The organism is Arcicella rosea (assembly GCF_040543805.1).
Lineage (GTDB): Bacteria > Bacteroidota > Bacteroidia > Cytophagales > Spirosomataceae > Arcicella > Arcicella rosea.
The window spans coordinates 28,600-48,902 of the sequence record NZ_JBEUMS010000025.1 but is presented as its reverse complement, the minus strand read 5'-3'; the positions used below and the strand labels follow the sequence as shown (position 1 = coordinate 48,902).

Below are 20,303 nucleotides of genomic sequence, written 5' to 3'. Positions count from 1 at the left end.
AGTAGTTATACTATTATTAATACTATTATACTATTGTATAAATTTTTACTCGTAAGTTATTGTAATTCAGTATATTGTGAACTCTAACTACGAGAAAAACCCCGTCTAACTACGAGAAAAACCCCGTTAACTACGAGAAAAACCCCGTCTAACTACGAGAAAAACCCCGTCAATTACGAGGAAAACCCCGTCAACTACGAGGAAAACCCCGTCAACTACGAGGAAAACCCCGTCAGTTTTTAAATGCTTAATTTTCAAAGGTCATAGATGATTGTTTTTGGTATTTCTAGTGATTGTATTCGTATGAACTACGAGGAAAACCCCGTCAATAAAATATATAATATTTTATTGCGAGTAGATTTGTGTTTTCTCGTAATAAAATATTATTTTTGAACCTATGAGACAGCAAAAGAAACCTACAATTCTAGAATCAGATATAACAGTTGCGCAACACAATGAGTTAGTAAAAGCCAGATTCAATATGTCGTTGATGGAAACTCGCCTATTCATTGCTTTATTAGGTCGCATCAATAAAGGCGACACAGATTTTTCTTTATGCAGAATTCCTATTTCAGAAGTTTCCTCCAATGTTGATGGAGGAAAAGCATATCAAGATGTTAAAGAAGCTGTCATTAAACTATCAAGTAAAGTTATTACAGTTGAGACTGTTGACCATAATGGCAAACGTGAAATTATCAGTGACCCGCTGATGGCTACTTGTCGTTATAAAGATGGCTCTGGTTTTATTGTTGCTCAGTTAAATAGCTTTGTAAAGCCCTATCTTTTACAATTGAAAGGAAACTTTACTGTTGCAGAAATCAAAGTACTTCTTCAATTGCGTAGTTATTATTCATATCGAATTTACTGGTTACTGAAGTCATTTTCTTATAATTCAAATACCTTTAGCTTAAAGGTTGATGATTTGAAAACAATGATGGGCATTGAAGGACAGTATCCTAATTTTTATGATTTTAAAAAATGGGTATTACTGGTTTCGCAGCGTGAGTTAACCCAAACAGATATGGCTTTTTCTTTTAACGAAATCAAGGAAGGGCGATCGGTAAAACAAGTGGAGTTTGTCATCAACAGGCAACTTTCGTTACCAATGGAAGAAGAGTTGAATTTACCGAATCATCTTCAGAGTTTGCTATCTGAAATTGGTGTGAGTCTAAATTCTATGCAAGAAATTAGCGAAATGCTCAATAGTGGAAAAATAGATGAAGATTACATTTATTATGTTATTAAAGAATTAAAAGATAAAAAATCTAAAGGAAGTATTAAGTCGCTTTCAGGTGCTATTTACTCTGCCATTACTAAACAACATTTAATGGAAACATATATTAGCCAGAAAAATGATAAAATATATAAGCAACCAATTTCAACAAAAAGTAAAGAAACCAGCCAGCCAGTTGTTAAATTAAAGGTAAAAGAGCAGGAAGAAGGATTTATGGCAATGTTAAAAAGGGGAGTAGCACCAGCAGAAGATTTTGATACTTATGTGGCTACTTTATTGGTAGAAGGGTTTAGATTAGAACTTGTAAATGGTGAGGAGTATTTAATTAAATAAAGACTAGTATAAAAATTATATGAAAGTATTTTCAATTACCAATAATAAAGGCGGAACAGGGAAGACCACCACCACGCTGAATTTAGGGGCAGCTTTGGCTCATAAAGGCTTCAAGGTGCTCTTGATTGACCTAGATGCACAATGCAACCTTAGTATTGCCTTAGGAGTCAAGAATAACGCTAATCACATAGGGGAATTACTAGTAGGAGAGTCAACGTTTGAACAAACCTTGATTAAAAAAGATAAGATGGATATTTTACCATCGAGTAGATTACTTTTGAGTTTTGAGTATAGAATTAATATGGAACCAGACTCTGGTTATTTTTTACAAGAACAACTTGAAGGAAAAGATTATGATTACGTTTTGATTGACTGTCCACCAAGTTTGGGTTCTTTGACAGTAAATGCACTTGTGGCAAGTGATTATTTTATTGTACCCATTCAAGGAGAAAACTTTGCTTATGTTGGTTTAGATGAAATTTTGCAATTATGTGCTAAAATCAGAAAGCGAATGAACCCAAATATTCAATTAGGTGGAATTCTGTTGAATAAATTTGATATGCGAACAAAATTCAGTCAGATGATTTACACAAAATTGTCGGAAAATTCCGACATTAAACTTTATAAATCTAACATTCGTCAAGATGTATCTTTGATGGAATGTACAGCATTTGCCCAAAGTATCTTCGAATATGCACCTGAATCAAGAGGAGCGAGTGATTATATGGTACTTTGTGAAGAAGTACTCAATCAATAGGAGGGAAGCTTTCTGTGAAAATAAAAGAGGTAGAAATTTTAGTAGTTTAATTGAGCATAAAAATGGCAAAGAAAAGCTTTAGTAATGATTTATTAAGAGATTTGCATAGCGAATCACTGTTAACAGATATTGTCCCGCAGGTAGAAGAAACGACAACTCTTTCAGCTTTGAACATAATTGAACTAGATAGATTGTCATTGTGTGAGTCGGTTATAGAGAAAGGTTTAAATACCTTTGTTGAGGTTGGAAATGCTCTTTTTGAAATTAGAAATAATAAATTATACAGAGATAAATTCACAACATTTGAAGGCTATTGCCGAGATAGATGGAATCTAAAAAGACAAAGAGCCTATGAATTAATGGATGCAGCAGCTGTCGTAAATACTTTGTCGGAAATTTCCGACAAAAATGAGCAAGATAGTCAAGTGTCAATTATTGTTCCTACAAAAGAATCTCATGCTGCCGCTTTGAGTAAAGTTCCAGAAGAATTTAGAAGTGAAGTGTGGGAAAAAGCATTAGAAAAAAATCAATCATCTGGAAAAGTTATTACTGCAAAGATGATTGATAATATTGCAAAGGGACTAGAAAATAATGTCATAGAGGTATCGCCTGAAATAGTGGAGAGAAAAGGTTTAGTAAAACAAATACGAGAGAAAGTAAAGAAAGCCAAACTAGACCAAATTTTAGTTGAAATCAAAGGAGATTTTTTGATAGAAAACGATTTAGTTTCGGTTTGGCAATCACTAAATCAAGATTCTTCTGAAATTACTGAAACATACAAAGCATATATTTCTTTGGGACAGGCCGAGGAGTTGGGTTTGATACGTAAGGCTTGATAAATGTTTTAGAGTTCTCCATATAAGAATAAGGTTTTATACAATATTATGTGTTGTTGTAGAGAGATATGTCTAATCTTAGGTTATTTAGCAGTATGCTCAAATTTATACAGGTATTTTACATATAGTTTTTTTTTTTCAATAGCACGAGAAATAGGCTTAACTGTCTGTTAAACAAATGTGTACAAATGTAAACATGAGTGTGTACGGCCTTGTAAACGCTTGTACACAAAAAAAAAGAAAAAATAACGTTTTGCACTGTACACAAAAAACGTTATTTTTTACTCTTTAAATATTCTGCTTTTGAATGTAATAAGGAAGTTAGAGATAATTTATCAATCAGTTTGATGAAAGATTATTTTCCGCATGTTTTTGTAATAAAGAAGGTGTTTTTGGATACTAACCGTAATCTTATTATCAAATTAGTTTAAAAAGTGATAATCGTCATTTTTGTCCATCTTCACTATGTTCGATAGTGAAGATGGAGATTATGTATATATAAATAGGCGTGCAGGCACTTTTATATTGTTTTGAACTAATGGCTATTAAGTTTAAATTTATCTATAAAATATTTTACTTTTTTAAGGATGCTCAAAACGATATTCTATATCTTTGTTTTTATGTATTAATTTTTGCACTAAAACCTTATATTTCCATTTAATAATTCTATTCAAATAATGAATAATGTTAATTCTTCTCCTAATTTAATAATAGCACTAGAAGATAAACTCACGGCTGAGTTTATAGCATCGTTTAAATATGAATCAAATGTTTTTTTTGATGTATCCCACTTTTCAAGTAAAGGGAAAGTACTTTTAAGTGATTTATTAAATTATAAACCAGATTTTTTACTAACCGATCCAATTACTTTCGCTAGTGTTGAAAATATTTTATCTGATTTTCTTAAAAGTAATAACCTAGCTACAAGAGTAATACTTTACGCAAGAAATTATCTTGTTATTCGTAATTTTCCTGACAAATCATTGTTAAAAATTACTAGTGTTATTTATCATGGAGTAAGTAAAAATGAGTTCATACTTTATCTGCAACTTATATTCATGAGAAAGGAAGTCACATATCAAAATAATTCAATTAATCAGCTTTATGAGAATATTTCAGGGGATATGTTTAGAAAAGATGAAGAAATAAATTTACTTACAGATAGAGAGATAGATATTTGGACTTTATTGTTAGAAGCTAAGTCAGAATTTGAAATTGCTAATAAACTTCATATCAGCGTTTTCACAGTCCGAAAGCATAAGAGCAATATATCCCTAAAATTAGGGATTAAGAATAAGCGAAGACTTACATCCTTTGCACATGATTATATACGATTTAGAAGTGTTTAGGCTTTTCTAGTAGGATATTTTGCCTGAATCTAATTAATTTTTTGAATAAAATAAATTAGATTCAGATGTTCCGTAGCGTTTAGCAATTAATTTTTTAGTTGAACCATTTTTGAGCAAAGCTTCATTTCAACTTTATGCTTATCAAGTCTCTTTCAATTTCTGCTACCATTGCAAAAACCATTGCGATTCACCTTTACGATGTACATTTTAATGCCTTTTTGAGTCACAATAGCAATAATCTACATACACTCAAGCATAATCATTCCCAAACGAGAAAACTCACTTAGTAATACTGTATCTCCTTGAGAAAGTTGGTTGATAATTTCTCCTATTTTTCTTTCCCTCCAATTTACTCTTCCCGACACTTTCTCTTCAACGAATTCAACTTTACCCAAATTTTTGTTATTAGCTAAAAGTAAAATTTGAGCTTTGTTTTTTCAAGGTCTTGGTCAATGGTTGATACCCTTAAATATGGAGTGTTTATTGCCATCACTTAATCTATTCGATGAATAGGCATTAATATTAATTTTTTGAAATAAAATGTTTAATAATAGCAATATATGTCGAATAATTCAGCATTTGAAAATTAGCATTTTTATATGAGGGAAAGTTTACTCTTATAAGCAAAAGGGAAAAAAATTAGATAGTTTGACAAAAGTAATTAGGAATTAACAATAAGCTTGTACAGATTTTCTTTGCCTATGATGAATAGTTATATTAGGAGTTTCACGTATATTAAATAACGTTATACTCTAAATGTAGTATACAAATAATGCTTTTGTGTTATTTACTTCCCTGGTTTATTAAGTTAGTTTTGTGAAGAGAATTTTCTTGCTACAAAATTATAATCTCCATGAAATTAAAGTACTTCTACTTGGTGTTAAGTCTTTTCTTAACAATTTTTTCTAAAGAGTCCCTTGCTCAGTTCGAGCAAACCACAATTACTGAATATGAAAATAAATATTTTCAGGTAAAAAAGACAAGAACACAGAATAGTGATGGTAGTTGGAATTCAACTAGTTATAAATATGCTTTTAACTATCCTAGTTCTAACAGTACTATACATACTAGGATGGTGGAACACAACATGGTTTCAAAGGTAATAGAAGAGGTTGTGAGCCTTGAGTGGTATGATAATGGTGTTTTAGATAATAGTAAGACGGAAACATTATTTACGACTCTGACTACCTATACCGATACACTAAATGCAGAAACTAATCCTTCAGGGTTAGTAGTACCTACTAAAATAGAGAGAAAAATTGGAAGTGGAGTTTTTCAACCGATAGTAACGTTTTTAAAGTATGATGGACAAGGGAACTTAACAGAATACAAAGCTAAGGATGGTCTAACAAATAAATATAGCTATTATACTAGTAGCGGAAAAGCTAATCTTGTTGAGTATCATAAGAATAATGCTGATCAAGAGACTCAATATGACTATTATCCATTAGTGGGTCTAAAGTCAGTAAAAGATATAAATAAGAATACGTCTAATTACACCTATGACAGCTTTAATCGCTTAAAAAGTGTGAGTGATCATGTAGGTGCATTAAAAGAATACTCTTACCACTATGCTGATCAGGATATTGAAAACCCTCTTGAATCTTTTACTGTAACAACAGCTGATTGTCGAAGCTGTGGAACCAATTTAGATTTAAATCAATCTAACTGGAATCCTAGCAAGGATGCATCAACATTTAGTGTAATTGTAAGCTCCAATATATCTTGGACAGCAAGTAGTAATGCTAGTTGGTTAACAGTAAGTCCAGGTGCTGGCACCAATAATGGTACGCTTACCTTAACAGCAATAGCAAACAGTGGAACTAGTAGAACAGGAACTATTACTGTAAGTGGAGAAGGATTGACTAAAACTGTTACTGTTACCCAGTCTGGCACAACAGCAAGTGTTTGTCCAGTAGATGAAGTAGTTGTTGGCAAGCAAGGAGATGCAGATGTAGTAATCAAGCATTTTGACAACTATTATATATTATGTACTAAATCAGTAAGTGGTACTGGTGTTATACGATATGTACCTAGAGGGAAGAATTATTGGACTTGGAGTGGTTTTGTCAAGAATAGTAATGTAGAGCAATATCAGTCTTGTATTAACGTGAATGATTCAGATTGGTGGGGTTTAGCTAATCCCTTACCTAGTGGTTATGTACCAACGGGTTGGTCGAGTAGCACTTTTAATGACACAGAAGGCAATCCAATATTTTATTTTTACCAGAATACAGTCCCACCAACCCTAAGTTTATCATCACCAACCTGGAGTCCAAGTGCTTCTAGTGGTAGTACAACAGTGAGTGTAAATTCGAATGTATCTTGGACAGCGAGTAGTAATGAAGGTTGGTTAAGTGTTAGTCCTACATCTGGAAGTAATAATGTAACACTTACTTTAACTGCAACAGCTAACAGTGGTTCTAGTAGAACAGGCACAATAACAGTAACTGGTGGTGGTGGTTTAACACAAACTGTTACTGTAAACCAAGCAGCTGGTGTTTCTGGCGGAGTAAATGTAGTAAGTAATGGTAATTGTTATACGATTAAGAGTAAACAGACTAATAATTACATGCAGTTGATGGGAGATGGGACAATCCAACAGCAAGTAGCTAATAACCAGAGTACGCAGATTTGGAAAGCTGTTTCTTCTGGGAGTTCATATCAGTTTGTATCACAGTCAAATCAACAATATTTAAAGGTTGATAATTATAATGATGGTACTTTGGTGACATCAGGAACAACGGGTTATAATCTTTGGAATTTAGTTAATACAGCTGGTTCTTATCAAGTTTCATCGCCTACAAGCTATACTTGGGATATGGCAGGAGGTGGTAGTTTACCTCATTTACAGTTGTGGGGGAGAAGTGACCATGGTTTTTCTGATTTTAGATTATGGATATTTACTCAAGCAACCTGTAGTGTAACAGTTCCTCCAAGTTTGACAGTTTCTCCTAATAGCTGGAGTGCAGGAGCTTCCAGTGGTAGTACAACAGTGAGTGTAAATTCGAATGTATCTTGGACAGCGAGTAGTAATGAAGGTTGGTTAAGTGTTAGTCCTACATCTGGAAGTAATAATGTAACACTTACTTTAACTGCAACAGCTAACAGTGGTTCTAGTAGAACAGGCACAATAACAGTAACTGGTGGTGGTGGTTTAACACAAACTGTTACTGTAAACCAAGCAGCTGGTGTTTCTGGCGGAGTAAATGTAGTAAGTAATGGTAATTGTTATACGATTAAGAGTAAACAGACTAATAATTACATGCAGTTGATGGGAGATGGGACAATCCAACAGCAAGTAGCTAATAATCAGAGTACCCAGATTTGGAAAGCTGTTTCTTCTGGAAGTTCATATCAATTTGTATCACAGTCAAATCAACAATATTTAAAGGTTGATAATTATAATGATGGTACTTTGGTGACATCAGGAACAACAGGTTATAATCTTTGGAATTTAGTTAATACAGCTGGTTCTTATCAAGTTTCATCGCCTACAAGCTATACTTGGGATATGGCAGGAAGTGGTAGTTTGCCTCATTTACAGTTGTGGGGGAGAAGTGAACATGGTTTTTCTGATTTTAGATTGTGGATATTCACTCAGGCAACTTGTACAGCAACCTGTACCTCGCCTGTACCAACACTTACAGCCAGTCCAACAACAATAAGTTCAGGTCAAAATTCTACTTTGACAGCGAGTGGTTGCAGTGGCACAGTTAATTGGTCTGGTGGTGGTACAGGCTTAACAAAAGTAGTAAATAGTGCTGGAACATATACTGCAACCTGTACAAATGCAGGCTGTAGTGTAAGCCAATCAGGTTCTGTGATTGTTTCTAATGTTCCATGTCCTACTATAACTTGGTCAACTTCAAATAGTGTTTCCACCTGTAATGGTACAGCAACTTTCACCCTCAGAGTTTCTGGGCTTTCTTCTGGACAGGTAGCAGAATTTTCAACTGATGGCACTAACTTCCAAACTTCTAATTTTGATAATGGTTCAGGTTTTATCTTTAGTCGTAGTACTATTAATAGTTGTGTTGGTTTTTGGGCAAGAGTTAAAAACTGCACCGATGCGAGTAAAACAATATGGGGATGTATAATGGGTAATGGTAATCCGTGTGCTGCAAGAGTATCTGTAGGTAATGATGTTTTTGAAAAACAAGAAGAGGTAAAAGAGGATGTATTGGTCGTTTCGCCAAACCCAACGGAAGGGAATGTAAAGGCAAGCTTTCATCTACGAGAAGCCCAAGCAGTACGCTTATCTGTGATAGATACACAGGGTCGTACGATTAGTATCTATGACAAGGATGCAGATGCAGGAACAAACAGCATTGACCTTGATTTACAACAACAGGCTTCTGGGACTTATATTATTCAATTACAATTAAAGAATAAGCAGTTAGTCAGTAAAGTCGTCAAGCAATAAGGAAGGGTTATCGTTCCACTCAACTTATAGCCTTCTGTATTTTAAGTTATGTATCATTTATTAGGACTATCCAATCCTAATAAATGATACTAGCAATAAACTTTCTAAAAATATTCTAAAAGCATCAATGTTCATGTTCTATCAACAATATTTTTATCGTACATTCAAGCGTTTACCGCTGTTCCTTATCAGTTTTCTAGGATTTTTCTTTCAAGCAAAATCACAAACCACAGCAAATGCCAAGGACAAAAACTTTGTTCGAGAAAGTAGTTTTCAGAAGTCTGGAACAGTCGACTATAGTGATCCTAGCCAAGTACAACATAAGATTACTTATTTTGATGGTCTAGGTCGTCCTATTCAAACAGTTTTACCTGGACAAGGAGCTACTGGACAAGATATTATTACAGCAACGGAATACGATGCTTATGGAAGACCATCCAAAAGTTATTTGCCTTATCCCAAGGCATCTGGAACAGGTGATTTAGATACAAACTTCAGTAATAATGCTACCTCATTTTATGGTGGAGATATTCGTCCTTTTTCAGAGAGTGTTTATGAGAATTCTCCGTTAAACCGAGTTGTTAAACAAGCTGGAGCAGGTAGTGCTTGGGAATTTGATTCTTCTCCAACTTCATTTAGTGATAGAACTGTTAAAGTAAAGACTTTTGCCAATGTTGCTAATGATGTAATAATTTTTAAGGTAAGTAACATAGATGGAACAGGTGGTAGCTTTGGGGCAAGTAGTACTCCTGCTACCACTAATGCTGGGGGCTTTACCAAGGGTGTTTTTTATGAAGCTAATACATTACTGGTTACCGAGACATTGGATGAAAATAATACGACTGGAACAGGTGGTAATCGAATAAGAGAATATAAAGACCGCTCAGGGAAAGTGATATTAAAGCGTAGCTATGATGGTAGCAATACCTTAGATACCTATTATGTTTATGATATTTATGGTCAACTCAGAGGGGTATTTCCCCCTAAATTAAGTCTGCTATTAAATAGTGCTGAATCAGCTGATAAATTAGTGACGGCATTAAATCAGTTAGGCTTTATCTATTGCTATGATAATCAAGGTAGAGTAGTCAAGAAAAAAGTACCTGATACTGGTTGGGTAAGTATGACTTATACCGATACCGATTTATTAGCAACTCAAACCGATGCGAATGGAACAGTTACTTACTATAGTTATGATAACCTTAACCGAATAAAAGAGACTGGAGTTAAGATTAATAATATTGAACAGTGGTTGGTTATAAATCATTATGATGGTGTTCGCCCTACAGAGGTAAATAATACTCCTTATAGCAATGTAGATTTAAACGTAAAAAAAGGACTTTTAACAGGAAGTAGCAGACGAATATTAAAAACCGATGGTAGTATAGAAACAACTGAAACGTTAGTATTAAAGAGTTCGATTTATTATGACAGCCGTGGTAGAGTTGTCCTCTCTTTTAAAGAAAGCTATGATGGCACAAATATTATTTCAGAGACTAGCTATCTAAAGTTACATTATACAGGTAGAGTAGAAGAAAGTACGACTGAACAGAAAGTCTCATCGTCATTAACTATCAAAACATTAGAAATTTATAGCTATGATCATGTAGGTCGTTTGAAGAGTACTTGTCAAACTTTAAGTGAGCTTAATGGTAGTGGTGCGGTAACTTATACAGAAGCTCCACGATTATTGCAGTGCCAGTCTTATGATGGCATTGGGCGATTGACGACTAAAAAACTAGGTAAATTCCCAACGGCCACTTTAGCGACATTAACAGATAAGGCATTTACTGAAGTGTTGACTTATCAATATAATTTACGAGGATGGCTAGAGAATATTACTGGCTATAAGAAGCCTAATGCTAGTAGTCATACGGAAGGTGGTGTAAAGAATTTTGACTTTAGCTTGAGATATACTATTGCAAATCCTGATATTGATAATCCCTCGAATAACCCTAATAACCAATATAATGGTAACATTAGTAGATCTATTTGGAATGATAATGTTAGTACTAATACCAGTGATTTTACTTATGATGGTTTAAACCGTTTGACAAGCTCGACAGGTAACCAAAGTGAGGTATTGACTTATGATGTGAATGGTAATATCAAGACCTTGAAAAGGAATATTAATAATACCTTAGTAGATGATTTAACTTATAAATATGTTGAAGATAATACGCCTGATAATACTAACCGCTTGTTGAAGGTGAGTGATGCTACCAATAGTACGGTGGGATATAAAAATAGTAACTCAAGTAATGATTTTGTTTATGATAACAATGGTAATTTAACCAATGATGCAGACAAGGGCATTGGGATTAACTACAATGTACTTAACTTAGTACGCAAGGTAACAGGGTTTGGGACAAATCCTATTGCCCCCCAAAGTTATTTATATGATGGCAGTGGAGCGAAATTAGCCCAGTACAACGGAACAAGTTGGAAGGCATACTTAGGTGCAGGTGAATATGTAGGCGGTAAATTATACCGCATGGCAACCTCAGAGGGTTATATTATTGAAAACCCTAATTATGTACCGGGCAGTACTGTAGGCAAGTATAATTACTTTTACAGTTTAAAAGACCATTTAGGGAATGTAAGAGCGGTAGTGGTAGATGATGCCAATGCAACACAAGTACAAACCAATGATTATACAGCTTTTGGAGTAGCGGTAAGTACAGACCTCAGCAAAAATAAATATCTTTACAATGGTAAGGAGTTACAAAATGGTACTAATTGGTTGGATTATGGGGCTAGAATGTATCAGCCTGAATTGGGGAGATGGATGGGGGTCGACCCAATGGCGGAGAAGTATAGAAGTTGGGCTCCTTACAATTATACCATAAACAATCCTATAAAATACATTGATCCCGATGGAAAAGATATTATAAATATTACAGGGGGGGTGAGGTTTACTGGACAGGATGCTCAAATTGCTTTTGGAGCAATTCAACAACAGGCAAGATCTTCAGAAGGTCTAAATTTGAATAAAATCCATTTTGTTTACGAAAGTGCTACGCCTAATATTTACAGCCATACTTTAAACTCTTTTAGAAAGGGAAAACCTGATATACTTCATTATGATTCCGATAAGTCTCGGCAATTCCAAAGAAGGAAAGAATCTACTGGAGCACTTCCAACAAAATCGGGAATGCACAAAGATGAATATCCTTATGCCTCTACTTTTGAAGGAGGGAAAGATGCTGATGTTGCTTATGTTCCTGCTGCAGAAAATTACTCTCAAGGAGGAAGCTTAGGAGCTTTATATAGGACAATGAAGCAAGGAGAAGCCTTTATGGTAATCCCTGTACCAAAAGATAGAGAGCCTGAAGGTTTAAAAGCACTGGTGCCACAGAAAGTTCCGACTGCAGTCGGAACAGGAGTTGTAGCTGGTGTTTTATTGTGGGAATTTGTGAAATGGGGAGGTGCAATTATATTGGCACCAGAAACTGGAGGGGCTTCTATTCCGGCAGCTATGGCTTTACCATAATCATAAATTAACAATACAAACAAATGAAAAATATAACTTGGTTTGTAGTTTTAATAATGGTTATTGGCTACAATCCTGTAAAAACAAGAATAATGAAAATTTATAATTTTAGATTTTATACTGATTATCATCAGTTTTTTATTGAGGACGGGAGTAATGAGGGTAAAGGAAGTTCAGCTTCTAGCAATTTTTGGAATGAAATATCTTTTAAGGAAAGATTAGCCTTAACAAATGGAATTATTGGTGTTGGAGTAGAAAGTTATGGAAATGATATCAAAGGCGAGATAGAAATATTAGAAAAACCTAATGAAAATATAGATTATAGTAAGTATGACCATATTGTAGAGGGGGGGGTCAACATCCAATCCGGAGAATTACAAATATTAAATTGTCCTGACAGTCATTTAGAGTTATCTTTAAAAATAGCTCCTGGCAAATACAGAGTTCGAGTCTATTCTTCCAATTTGGCAAGTGTAAAAGAACCTGATTTAGCCAATGATACTGATAATGATTATTATCGTATAGAATTATGGAGAAGTGAAGAAATGGAAAGGAAAGTATTAAAGCAGTATGAAAGATAATATTGAATAAAGCCCCAGCTCGGCGTAGTGTTTTACTACGTCGTAGCGTTCGCCAATCTCATGATTGGCAAAATGCGACAGCATTTTATAAAGTGTTGGATAGGAGAAAGTCACCTCTGCTCCATGAAGTTTATAAATCTGTTGTATAAAAGTATTTAGATTAAAAGATAAAATTGTGTTTTAGCGTGTATGATCATTTCAGATACTGTTGTTTACCCATTATGCAACAGTCTAAAAAGCAGACACATTAATTTTAAAATCCCTATAACATTATTAATGTTATTTTATTGGAATTGTTCTTTGTTACATTTTATTTTTTAGCAAAAAAATATATTATATATGAAAAAGATAGTTTTTTCATTCACATTTTTAGTAAGCTGTATTAGTGTATTGGCTCAAGAAAAAATATATGTACTCTGCTGTATGTAGGTTAGACTACAAGTTCAAACACAAAAGAGTATATACTAGAAGTTACAAATGAGGAACGATATAAGTTGTTTCACAGATAATTTTTACTACATAAGTTAGATGATATTTTTATTATTTTACAATCTATTTTGATAGATAGATTGTGAATTTTTAATCCAACTATTGGGAAACAATTACTTTAGATATAAGCAAGTAGGTATTACAATAATAAACTAAAAGCATAGGAAAAAATAAAATATTAAAATTAATTTATACAAATAATAATGAAAAAAATAGTCTTATCACTTCTTGCTTTCTTTTTTGTCCACTTTGGATTTGGACAACTTAGTGCTAACATTGATTTACCCAAGATTATCCCACCTACTCCAATTTCAATGGAATTTCAACGATTTTTAGGATATTCAGCAAATGGTTCAACAGGAACTGTTGATATTTCAATACCTCTTTTATCTATTGATAATAAGGATGTTAAATTACCTTTTTTTTTAAAATATAATTCTTCAGGAATTAAGGTGGATCAACCTTCTGGGATTGTTGGGTATGGATGGTCTTTATTTCCAGGTTTAAAAATAACGAGAACAATTATTGGAAAAAAAGATGAACACTATCTAACTAATAATATTCAAACACAAAATGATGATGTTAAATATCTAGTAAAAATAGCACTACCATCTTCAGATGTAGATGGAGGTAATATGTCTGAAAAATATGATGGACAATTTGATATTTTCACTTTTCATCTTCCTGAAAAAAATGGCACTTTCATGTTAAAAGTTGTTAACAATGAATTTAAAGCTATTTCTTTGTCTGGTGATCCGATTAATATTAGTCCAATTGTATCTGGGACATTGCCTTATGCTAATATTGTTGGGTTTATAATTAGAGATGAATCAGGAAATATATACTCATATGGAGTAGATAATCAAACTACGAATAATGTAGAATATATTGAACGTTCCGGAAATGGAGATGAGGTTGGTTGGAATTTAAAAGAAGTTAAGAATTATAAAGGACTAAATAAGATAACCTTTCACTATGTAACAGCTGCTGATGGGCGTTCAACATCCTTAGGAAGTATGAGCATATTGGATAAATGTAATGTGTCAGGAACTTCTGGTGGTTCTGTATATGATCAGATAGTTTCTATACTGGGTGTAAGCCCCAATAACTATATTATTTCTAATTATGCACCTAGTTATTATTCATCAGGAACGTCAAATACATTAAAAAGTGTGGATTTTGAAAATGGGAAATTAGAATTTGTATATACTACTAGTGGCTTATTAAAACTTCAAGATTTAAAGCTAACAGCATTGGGGGGGGATTTAGTCAAGCAAATTAATTTCACTTACATCGCATCTAACACACTACTGGAAAATATAACCATTAAAGATGTTAGTGGTAATATTTCAGAAAAATATAGTTTATCATATAATTCCACAAGATTTGATGATAATGCTATTTTTAATCAAGATTGGTGGGGATATTATAATAATAAAGGAAATATTGGCTCCTTAATTCCCAAAACAAATATGGTTATACATAATGGAACCCAACAAGTCGGCTATGCTGACAGAAGTATAGATGCTAATGCAATGAAAGCTAATATGCTTGAAAAAATAGTTTATCCAACAGGGGGGTCTTCTGAATTTGAATATGAGCCCAATCAATTTATTGAGCAGCCTAATTATGGAGCTGGACTACGAATTAAAACGATGAAGACTTATGACCCATCTAGTAATACAACAATTACCAAAAGTTATAAATATGGAATAAATGAGTCGGGATATGGCAAACTTAATTACAGTCCAACAATAGATACTTTTATAGATGAGAAATATTTGTTAGCAGGAGCAGATATCCATCGAGGATATTGTCGAAGAAGAACTCTTAGTCCTTATTCAAAATATCAGTATTTTAATTATGTTGAGCCTGTTTGGTATCCTGCTATGACTGAATATACAGATGGTGGAAAAACTGTCTATGAGTATGAATATGAACCTAGTTTAATACTTGAACAAAGCCCTCAAGCATTTACCACTTTATTTGAATTTTCGCATATTAGAGAAATACCTGTCTTAATGCAATCTTCAGTATTCACAAGTCCTTTATTAACACATGAGTATCGGTACAAGTTTGATAACTCTAATTATAGCTTAGTTCAAGATATAAAGTATGACTATACAACTGTAGGAGAAGAAAGGATAACTAATATGATAGTTGACCCTATTCTTTTTTTTGTCAACAATGGAACTCCTAGTAATATTGATTGGTATTATCCTAACTCAGGAGCTCTAAGCTTTTGGAGCGATATCTCATATCCGTTTGTAGTTTATAAATATGATTTATTAAAGGGGAAAAAAGTCCAAACAGGAATGCAGAAAAAAAGTTATTAGATATTTCCCCTGCAGGTTCATTGTTAAGCGAAGCGTCACTTGTACCTAAAATAGATTCAGTTTTTAACTGAACAAAAGTTTTGCTAGGTCATAGTATTCGCCAATATCACATCAACTAAGTTAGGTATTGAGAGCAATGATTTACTATCCATAAGGATTACAAGATAAGTTAAAACACATATTAAAAATGAATTACATAAGAAAAATCAACTTAATATTATGCTTTATATTGATATGCTTCTGTTCAACGCATGCACAATATAATAATATGATTCCCACATCACCTCAAGCAGCTAGTATTGGAAAGTTTGGAGAGATTCCTATTAATGAAGTCATCTTGACTTTTTTATTTTCTTAATAGCGATGATAATAAAAGCGATAAAATTAAATCCCATCCAACTTGATAGTGATGTATCGAATCGATTTAACAAAGACCTGTAACTATCTATTCATGCGTTAGTTCTTTCAATAGAATATAGAGTTCTTCGTCAATGATGCCAGACCAATTATCGTCAGTAGTGTTTCTTTTGTTAGGAACAATATTGGCGATAATTTGTTTTTGATGGTATAATTGATGTAAATTCTCTGTGTCGAAACCAGCATCAGCATTCATAAATAGTCCATCAACTGAAATAGTAGCATCCTCTAACATCGTGGTAAGTTCTTCAAAAGTCTGCTCAATGTTAAATAAATCATTGTGATTTCCAGAAACTGGTGTTGACATAGCTAATACAAGTCCTTGTTTATCAGTCAAATAAAGATCATTGGTTGTTTTGCGTTTCTTTCTGCCTTGATAAGCAACTTCTTCGCCACCACGAATACATGAGGCATGCCTTCCATCTAAATTTACCATTGAAAGGTCGAAAGAAGACTTATACTTTTTCAAAAGTTCTATCCAACATTTCTTCCAAATACCTTCCTTACACCAACGACGATAATGTCCAAAAACAGTTTTATAGTGAAGAACATGAGTACTGAATAAACTATCGACAGGTAATAAATGCCATTGAATGCCAGTCTTGAGTTTGTAAAGAATACAGTTAATGATTTCACAAGTCGGAGCTTGGGGCTTAAATCCTCGTTTTCTTACAGGTAAATGACAAATTATTTCTGATTCTATTATATCTTTGCTGAGTACGTAGTACATAAAAAGGTTGCTTTGGTATGGTTAGCAAAACAAATATCAGCAACCATTTTTTTTACTTTTAAGCAATTCTAGCAAAAAGTCAAGATGAATTCTGAGAATCCATAAAAATAATTAAAGCATATGTTACCTAAAAATACACTTAATATTTGAGTGTTCTTCCTGCAATCTGCGGAAAATCCACCTTTCAAACTAAAATATTAGTTGTTTTTTCGTAATGGTCTAAGTCCATTTGTTTCTTTTTCAAAAATTACATCAAAAGCATACTTCCTTAAGCGATTGTTATGTTCAAAAGGAGCAGGAGAAATATGCTCAAAATCATTCTCATCTACCCGAATTCCTTCATTTTGGAGTTTTTTTAGCACTTCTTGGATATAAACGGTATTCCAAACAATGACAATATTAGTCAGTAAATTAAGGCTTCGTGCCGTTATTTGTTGCTCCTGTTCTTGTCTTTTACGAATGAAGCCATCCCCTCCAAACCATAAATATACTCGCAATCCATGCAGTTGCTCACCTTTGTTGAGTTGGGCATTAATTTTCTTTCTTAAAGGTTGGCTCAGTAAATATTTACAGATAAAGGTGGTTTTGACTAACTGCCCATAAGATTGTAGGACATACATCAGATTATTTTGCTTTGGATAGGCTTGTAGTTTAGCAATAAGTGTAGGAGCAGTAACAGTACCCATCCTTAAGGAAGCAGCTACTCGTGTCATTTCGTCTTTGTGTTTTTTGAGATAATCCACATTAACCGTACCAGTGAATTTCAATGCTGGATAAGTAATTTGAGGAACTCCATTGCCAACTACTTTGTAAAGTCTTTGGCTTTTCAAGTCTTTGATTCTGGGATGAAAATGTTTTCCGACTAAATCAAAGAGAGCAAAATTCAAATCAGAGTAACCATGTGTGTCGGTCGTATGTTCATCAAGTTGCAAGTCTGTTTCATTCGCTAAAATTTCATTCAAGACATAGGTTGCATCCCCGTTCGTGGACACTAATAATTTGACTACCAAATTGAGAAAACTGGTCAGCTGTATGGGTATAAATTTGTACTCCTTGCCCATAACCAAAATATTTCGGTAGCGTTTTGGCATTGCGAATTTTGCCACTGGTAGGAAATCGTTGTCCATCAGAAGATGACAATGTACCACCGCCCCAATACCCACTAAGCCATTGTTTATTGTGGTAATTGACAAGTAAATTATTAGCTTTTTTGAGATTTTCATCAGCAAAATAATTATTAGCCACCCACCAAAGCTGCTGATAATCTAAATCAGAAGAACGATCGGACCGCCGATGCGGCCAAATCAGCCAATGAAAGATTACAAGCATTAGCAAACAAAGCTGCATATTTGAGGTTTTGGTGTTGTGGATTCCGTGCCGAATAAGCGTTTTCTAATTCTTTTGAATAGTTTATCCAGCTATCTACCTCCTGAATCATTTCCACTAACGAAACCTTTGGTAGTCTTGTATTAATTTGTTCTTGTAGCATTTTTGCCAATGGTGATATGTCATCAGCGCTCAAAGGCGAAACTTCCAATAAGTCATTTTCTATACGAATATCGTTAGCTTGAGTCAACTTTTCCGACAATTTTGGCAATAAATCAGCCAATTCTTTTACTTTTTCATCTATTTTTATAGTTAAATTAGGCAAATTCAACTCTTGGCAAATACGCTCTTGATGTATTTTCCAATAATTTTTCTCAAGTAAAAGACTTTCAAGATTGGCAAATTTGCGAGATAAATCTATGTAGACATCACCCGATTGAAGTCTATCTTTTAGTAATGAAAGTACACAAAGTTCATAGTTTTGTTGATGAACTATCCCACCTTGAAGAACAATTTTTTGCCAATTAGCACTCACAAAATTCATGGGGGTATCTTGGGGTATTTTTCTTTTCTTGCCTGTTTGCAGGTCTTTTACCAAAGTTAATGCTGAATCAAAATTATCTTTTGTAAAAGCTACTTTGAAATCAAACTTTGCCAACAAATTAGGTGTAAATTGCTTCATGGTTGGGTATGAATATCTCAAAAATGCCAGGTGAGAATACGTTTTTTGCTGTTTTTCTGTAAGCATTTGCAAGGCATCTTGAATCTGCATTTTAGGTACTTTTTCATAAATTTTTGGGCGTAAGTGTGGGTCGTCAATGCTTTCATCTACTACTATTTGGCTTGTTTGGGTTACAATTTTTATGGCTTTTTGTTGTGATTTTACATCTTCTAATAAACATATATCTAATGCTTTTTTAGCTTTGTTACTCATTTTTTGCCAATAATCAGCATACATCACTAAAATTAGATCACTAATGTCTAAGAAACTTTCCGCAAGAAAACAAATCAACATTGGATATAGTCTTATCTTTTTGAAACGTTTTAAATCGGTGTTATTTGTGGTGCGTACCGTATGGGCTAATCGCTTTCTTCTATTGTCAGAAAGTGATGCAAAATCCCAAGTTTTTACTCCCATATCAATTAAAAAATCAACTTTTTCAAACATAAAGTTAATTTCTTTAGCAGTATTTGAGTTTGGCATTGTGCAGAGCCAACGATGCTTTGTTATTCTTCTTGAAGCATCAACGTCCAATAAATTATCTAATTTCTTACTGAAATCTTCTTTCAACAGATTTGATAAGCGTTGATAGGTTTCTACTTCTAATTGTTCTCGGATTCCAGCCACTAAAGTTTCCAATGTACTAATGGAAGGGCGAAGTATTTTCGCTCGATGCAGTTTCTCACAAAGTATTGCTAATAAATATCTTTCGTTCTCATGCTCCATTCCTTGTTCGACAAGCCATTTTTCAAAGATCAGTTCATCCATCAAGGGCTGCCATTTACGAAAATTTAAGTGTTTGAGAATTCCCTGCAAGTGATTGCTCCGAACCTTATCCTATTTCCCATAATCAATCAAAGATTTATATTGTGTCTTGTTATAGAGTTGTTGAGCAACAAAATCAATGATTGCTACACCAACTTCAATATTCCAATTATTGGGGACATATCCTAAATATCGTAACAAGCATAATTGCACTCCTACCGATATACGGTTTAATTCTCCATTGAAAGAAACTAAAAATATCTTGTCGGTTTGATTCAAATAAAAATGCTGCCGCATTTCTACTTCGCCTATTATGGGAATTTGTTCGTAATGCTTTCGTTCTTGATTGTTTAAAAATGTTACAGGCATATTTGATAAATTAAGTTAAAACAGACAGTCCAAAAAGTTGTAGCTTTCTGAACCATCTATTTTTAATCGAATAACTCTAACATTTCTTTTAAAAATATAGTCCAAAAAGTAGGTTCAATAAAAATCAAACATTTATATTTG

11 protein-coding genes and 2 pseudogenes are annotated in these 20,303 nt (G+C 33.6%); 8 read left to right on the top strand and 5 right to left on the bottom strand.

What is annotated here, in order from left to right; all coding sequences use genetic code 11:
- Positions 1-397 precede the first annotated feature (397 nt).
- From ABID42_RS23185 to ABID42_RS23170, 4 genes are all read left to right on the top strand, one after another.
- Positions 398-1,567, top strand: coding sequence for a replication initiation protein (locus tag ABID42_RS23185; RefSeq protein WP_367285686.1), 1,170 nt, complete (start codon positions 398-400; stop codon positions 1,565-1,567).
- A 19-nt stretch (positions 1,568-1,586) separates the two neighbouring features.
- Positions 1,587-2,324, top strand: a complete 738-nt coding sequence (locus tag ABID42_RS23180) for a ParA family protein (protein WP_309922182.1) — start codon at positions 1,587-1,589, stop codon at positions 2,322-2,324.
- Positions 2,325-2,386: 62 nt separating this feature from the next.
- A complete protein-coding gene (locus tag ABID42_RS23175) occupies positions 2,387-3,160 on the top strand; it encodes a hypothetical protein (RefSeq protein WP_367285685.1) in 774 nt (257 codons plus the stop codon).
- A gap of 677 nt (positions 3,161-3,837) precedes the next feature.
- Positions 3,838-4,509: a helix-turn-helix transcriptional regulator gene (locus ABID42_RS23170; protein WP_367285684.1), complete on the top strand. Its 672-nt coding sequence runs from the start codon at positions 3,838-3,840 to the stop codon at positions 4,507-4,509.
- Positions 4,510-4,748: 239 nt separating this feature from the next.
- Here ABID42_RS23170 and ABID42_RS23165 read toward each other — a convergent pair whose 3' ends face one another.
- Positions 4,749-4,904, bottom strand: a complete 156-nt coding sequence (locus ABID42_RS23165; protein WP_367285683.1) for a recombinase family protein — start codon at positions 4,902-4,904, stop codon at positions 4,749-4,751.
- Between the two features lie 458 nt (positions 4,905-5,362).
- Here ABID42_RS23165 and ABID42_RS23160 point away from each other — a divergent pair, with 458 nt between their 5' ends.
- The 4 genes from ABID42_RS23160 to ABID42_RS23145 all read left to right on the top strand — a co-directional run bounded on the left by ABID42_RS23160 (position 5,363) and on the right by ABID42_RS23145 (position 15,834).
- A complete protein-coding gene (locus ABID42_RS23160; RefSeq protein ID WP_367285682.1) occupies positions 5,363-8,935 on the top strand; it encodes a BACON domain-containing protein in 3,573 nt (1,190 codons plus the stop codon).
- A 133-nt stretch (positions 8,936-9,068) separates the two neighbouring features.
- Complete coding sequence (locus ABID42_RS23155) at positions 9,069-12,428, top strand: DUF6443 domain-containing protein (protein ID WP_367285681.1); 3,360 nt, start codon at positions 9,069-9,071, stop codon at positions 12,426-12,428.
- A gap of 23 nt (positions 12,429-12,451) precedes the next feature.
- A complete protein-coding gene (locus ABID42_RS23150; protein ID WP_367285680.1) occupies positions 12,452-13,009 on the top strand; it encodes a hypothetical protein in 558 nt (185 codons plus the stop codon).
- Positions 13,010-13,701: 692 nt separating this feature from the next.
- The gene (locus ABID42_RS23145; RefSeq protein ID WP_367285679.1) at positions 13,702-15,834 is read left to right on the top strand and encodes a hypothetical protein; all 2,133 of its coding nucleotides are present in this window, start codon (positions 13,702-13,704) and stop codon (positions 15,832-15,834) included.
- 332 nt (positions 15,835-16,166) lie between these two features.
- Here ABID42_RS23145 and ABID42_RS23140 read toward each other — a convergent pair.
- From ABID42_RS23140 to ABID42_RS23125, 4 genes and pseudogenes are all read right to left on the bottom strand, one after another.
- Positions 16,167-16,981: pseudogene (locus tag ABID42_RS23140) on the bottom strand (transposase).
- A 197-nt stretch (positions 16,982-17,178) separates the two neighbouring features.
- Positions 17,179-17,943, bottom strand: coding sequence for a Tn3 family transposase (locus ABID42_RS23135; protein ID WP_367285678.1), 765 nt, complete (start codon positions 17,941-17,943; stop codon positions 17,179-17,181).
- Positions 17,936-18,226, bottom strand: a complete 291-nt coding sequence (locus ABID42_RS23130; RefSeq protein WP_367285677.1) for a Tn3 family transposase — start codon at positions 18,224-18,226, stop codon at positions 17,936-17,938. The genes ABID42_RS23135 and ABID42_RS23130 overlap by 8 nt, the downstream gene beginning before the upstream one ends.
- Before the next feature lie 25 nt (positions 18,227-18,251).
- A pseudogene (locus ABID42_RS23125) lies at positions 18,252-20,162 on the bottom strand (DUF4158 domain-containing protein).
- Between the last annotated feature and the right edge of the window lie 141 nt (positions 20,163-20,303).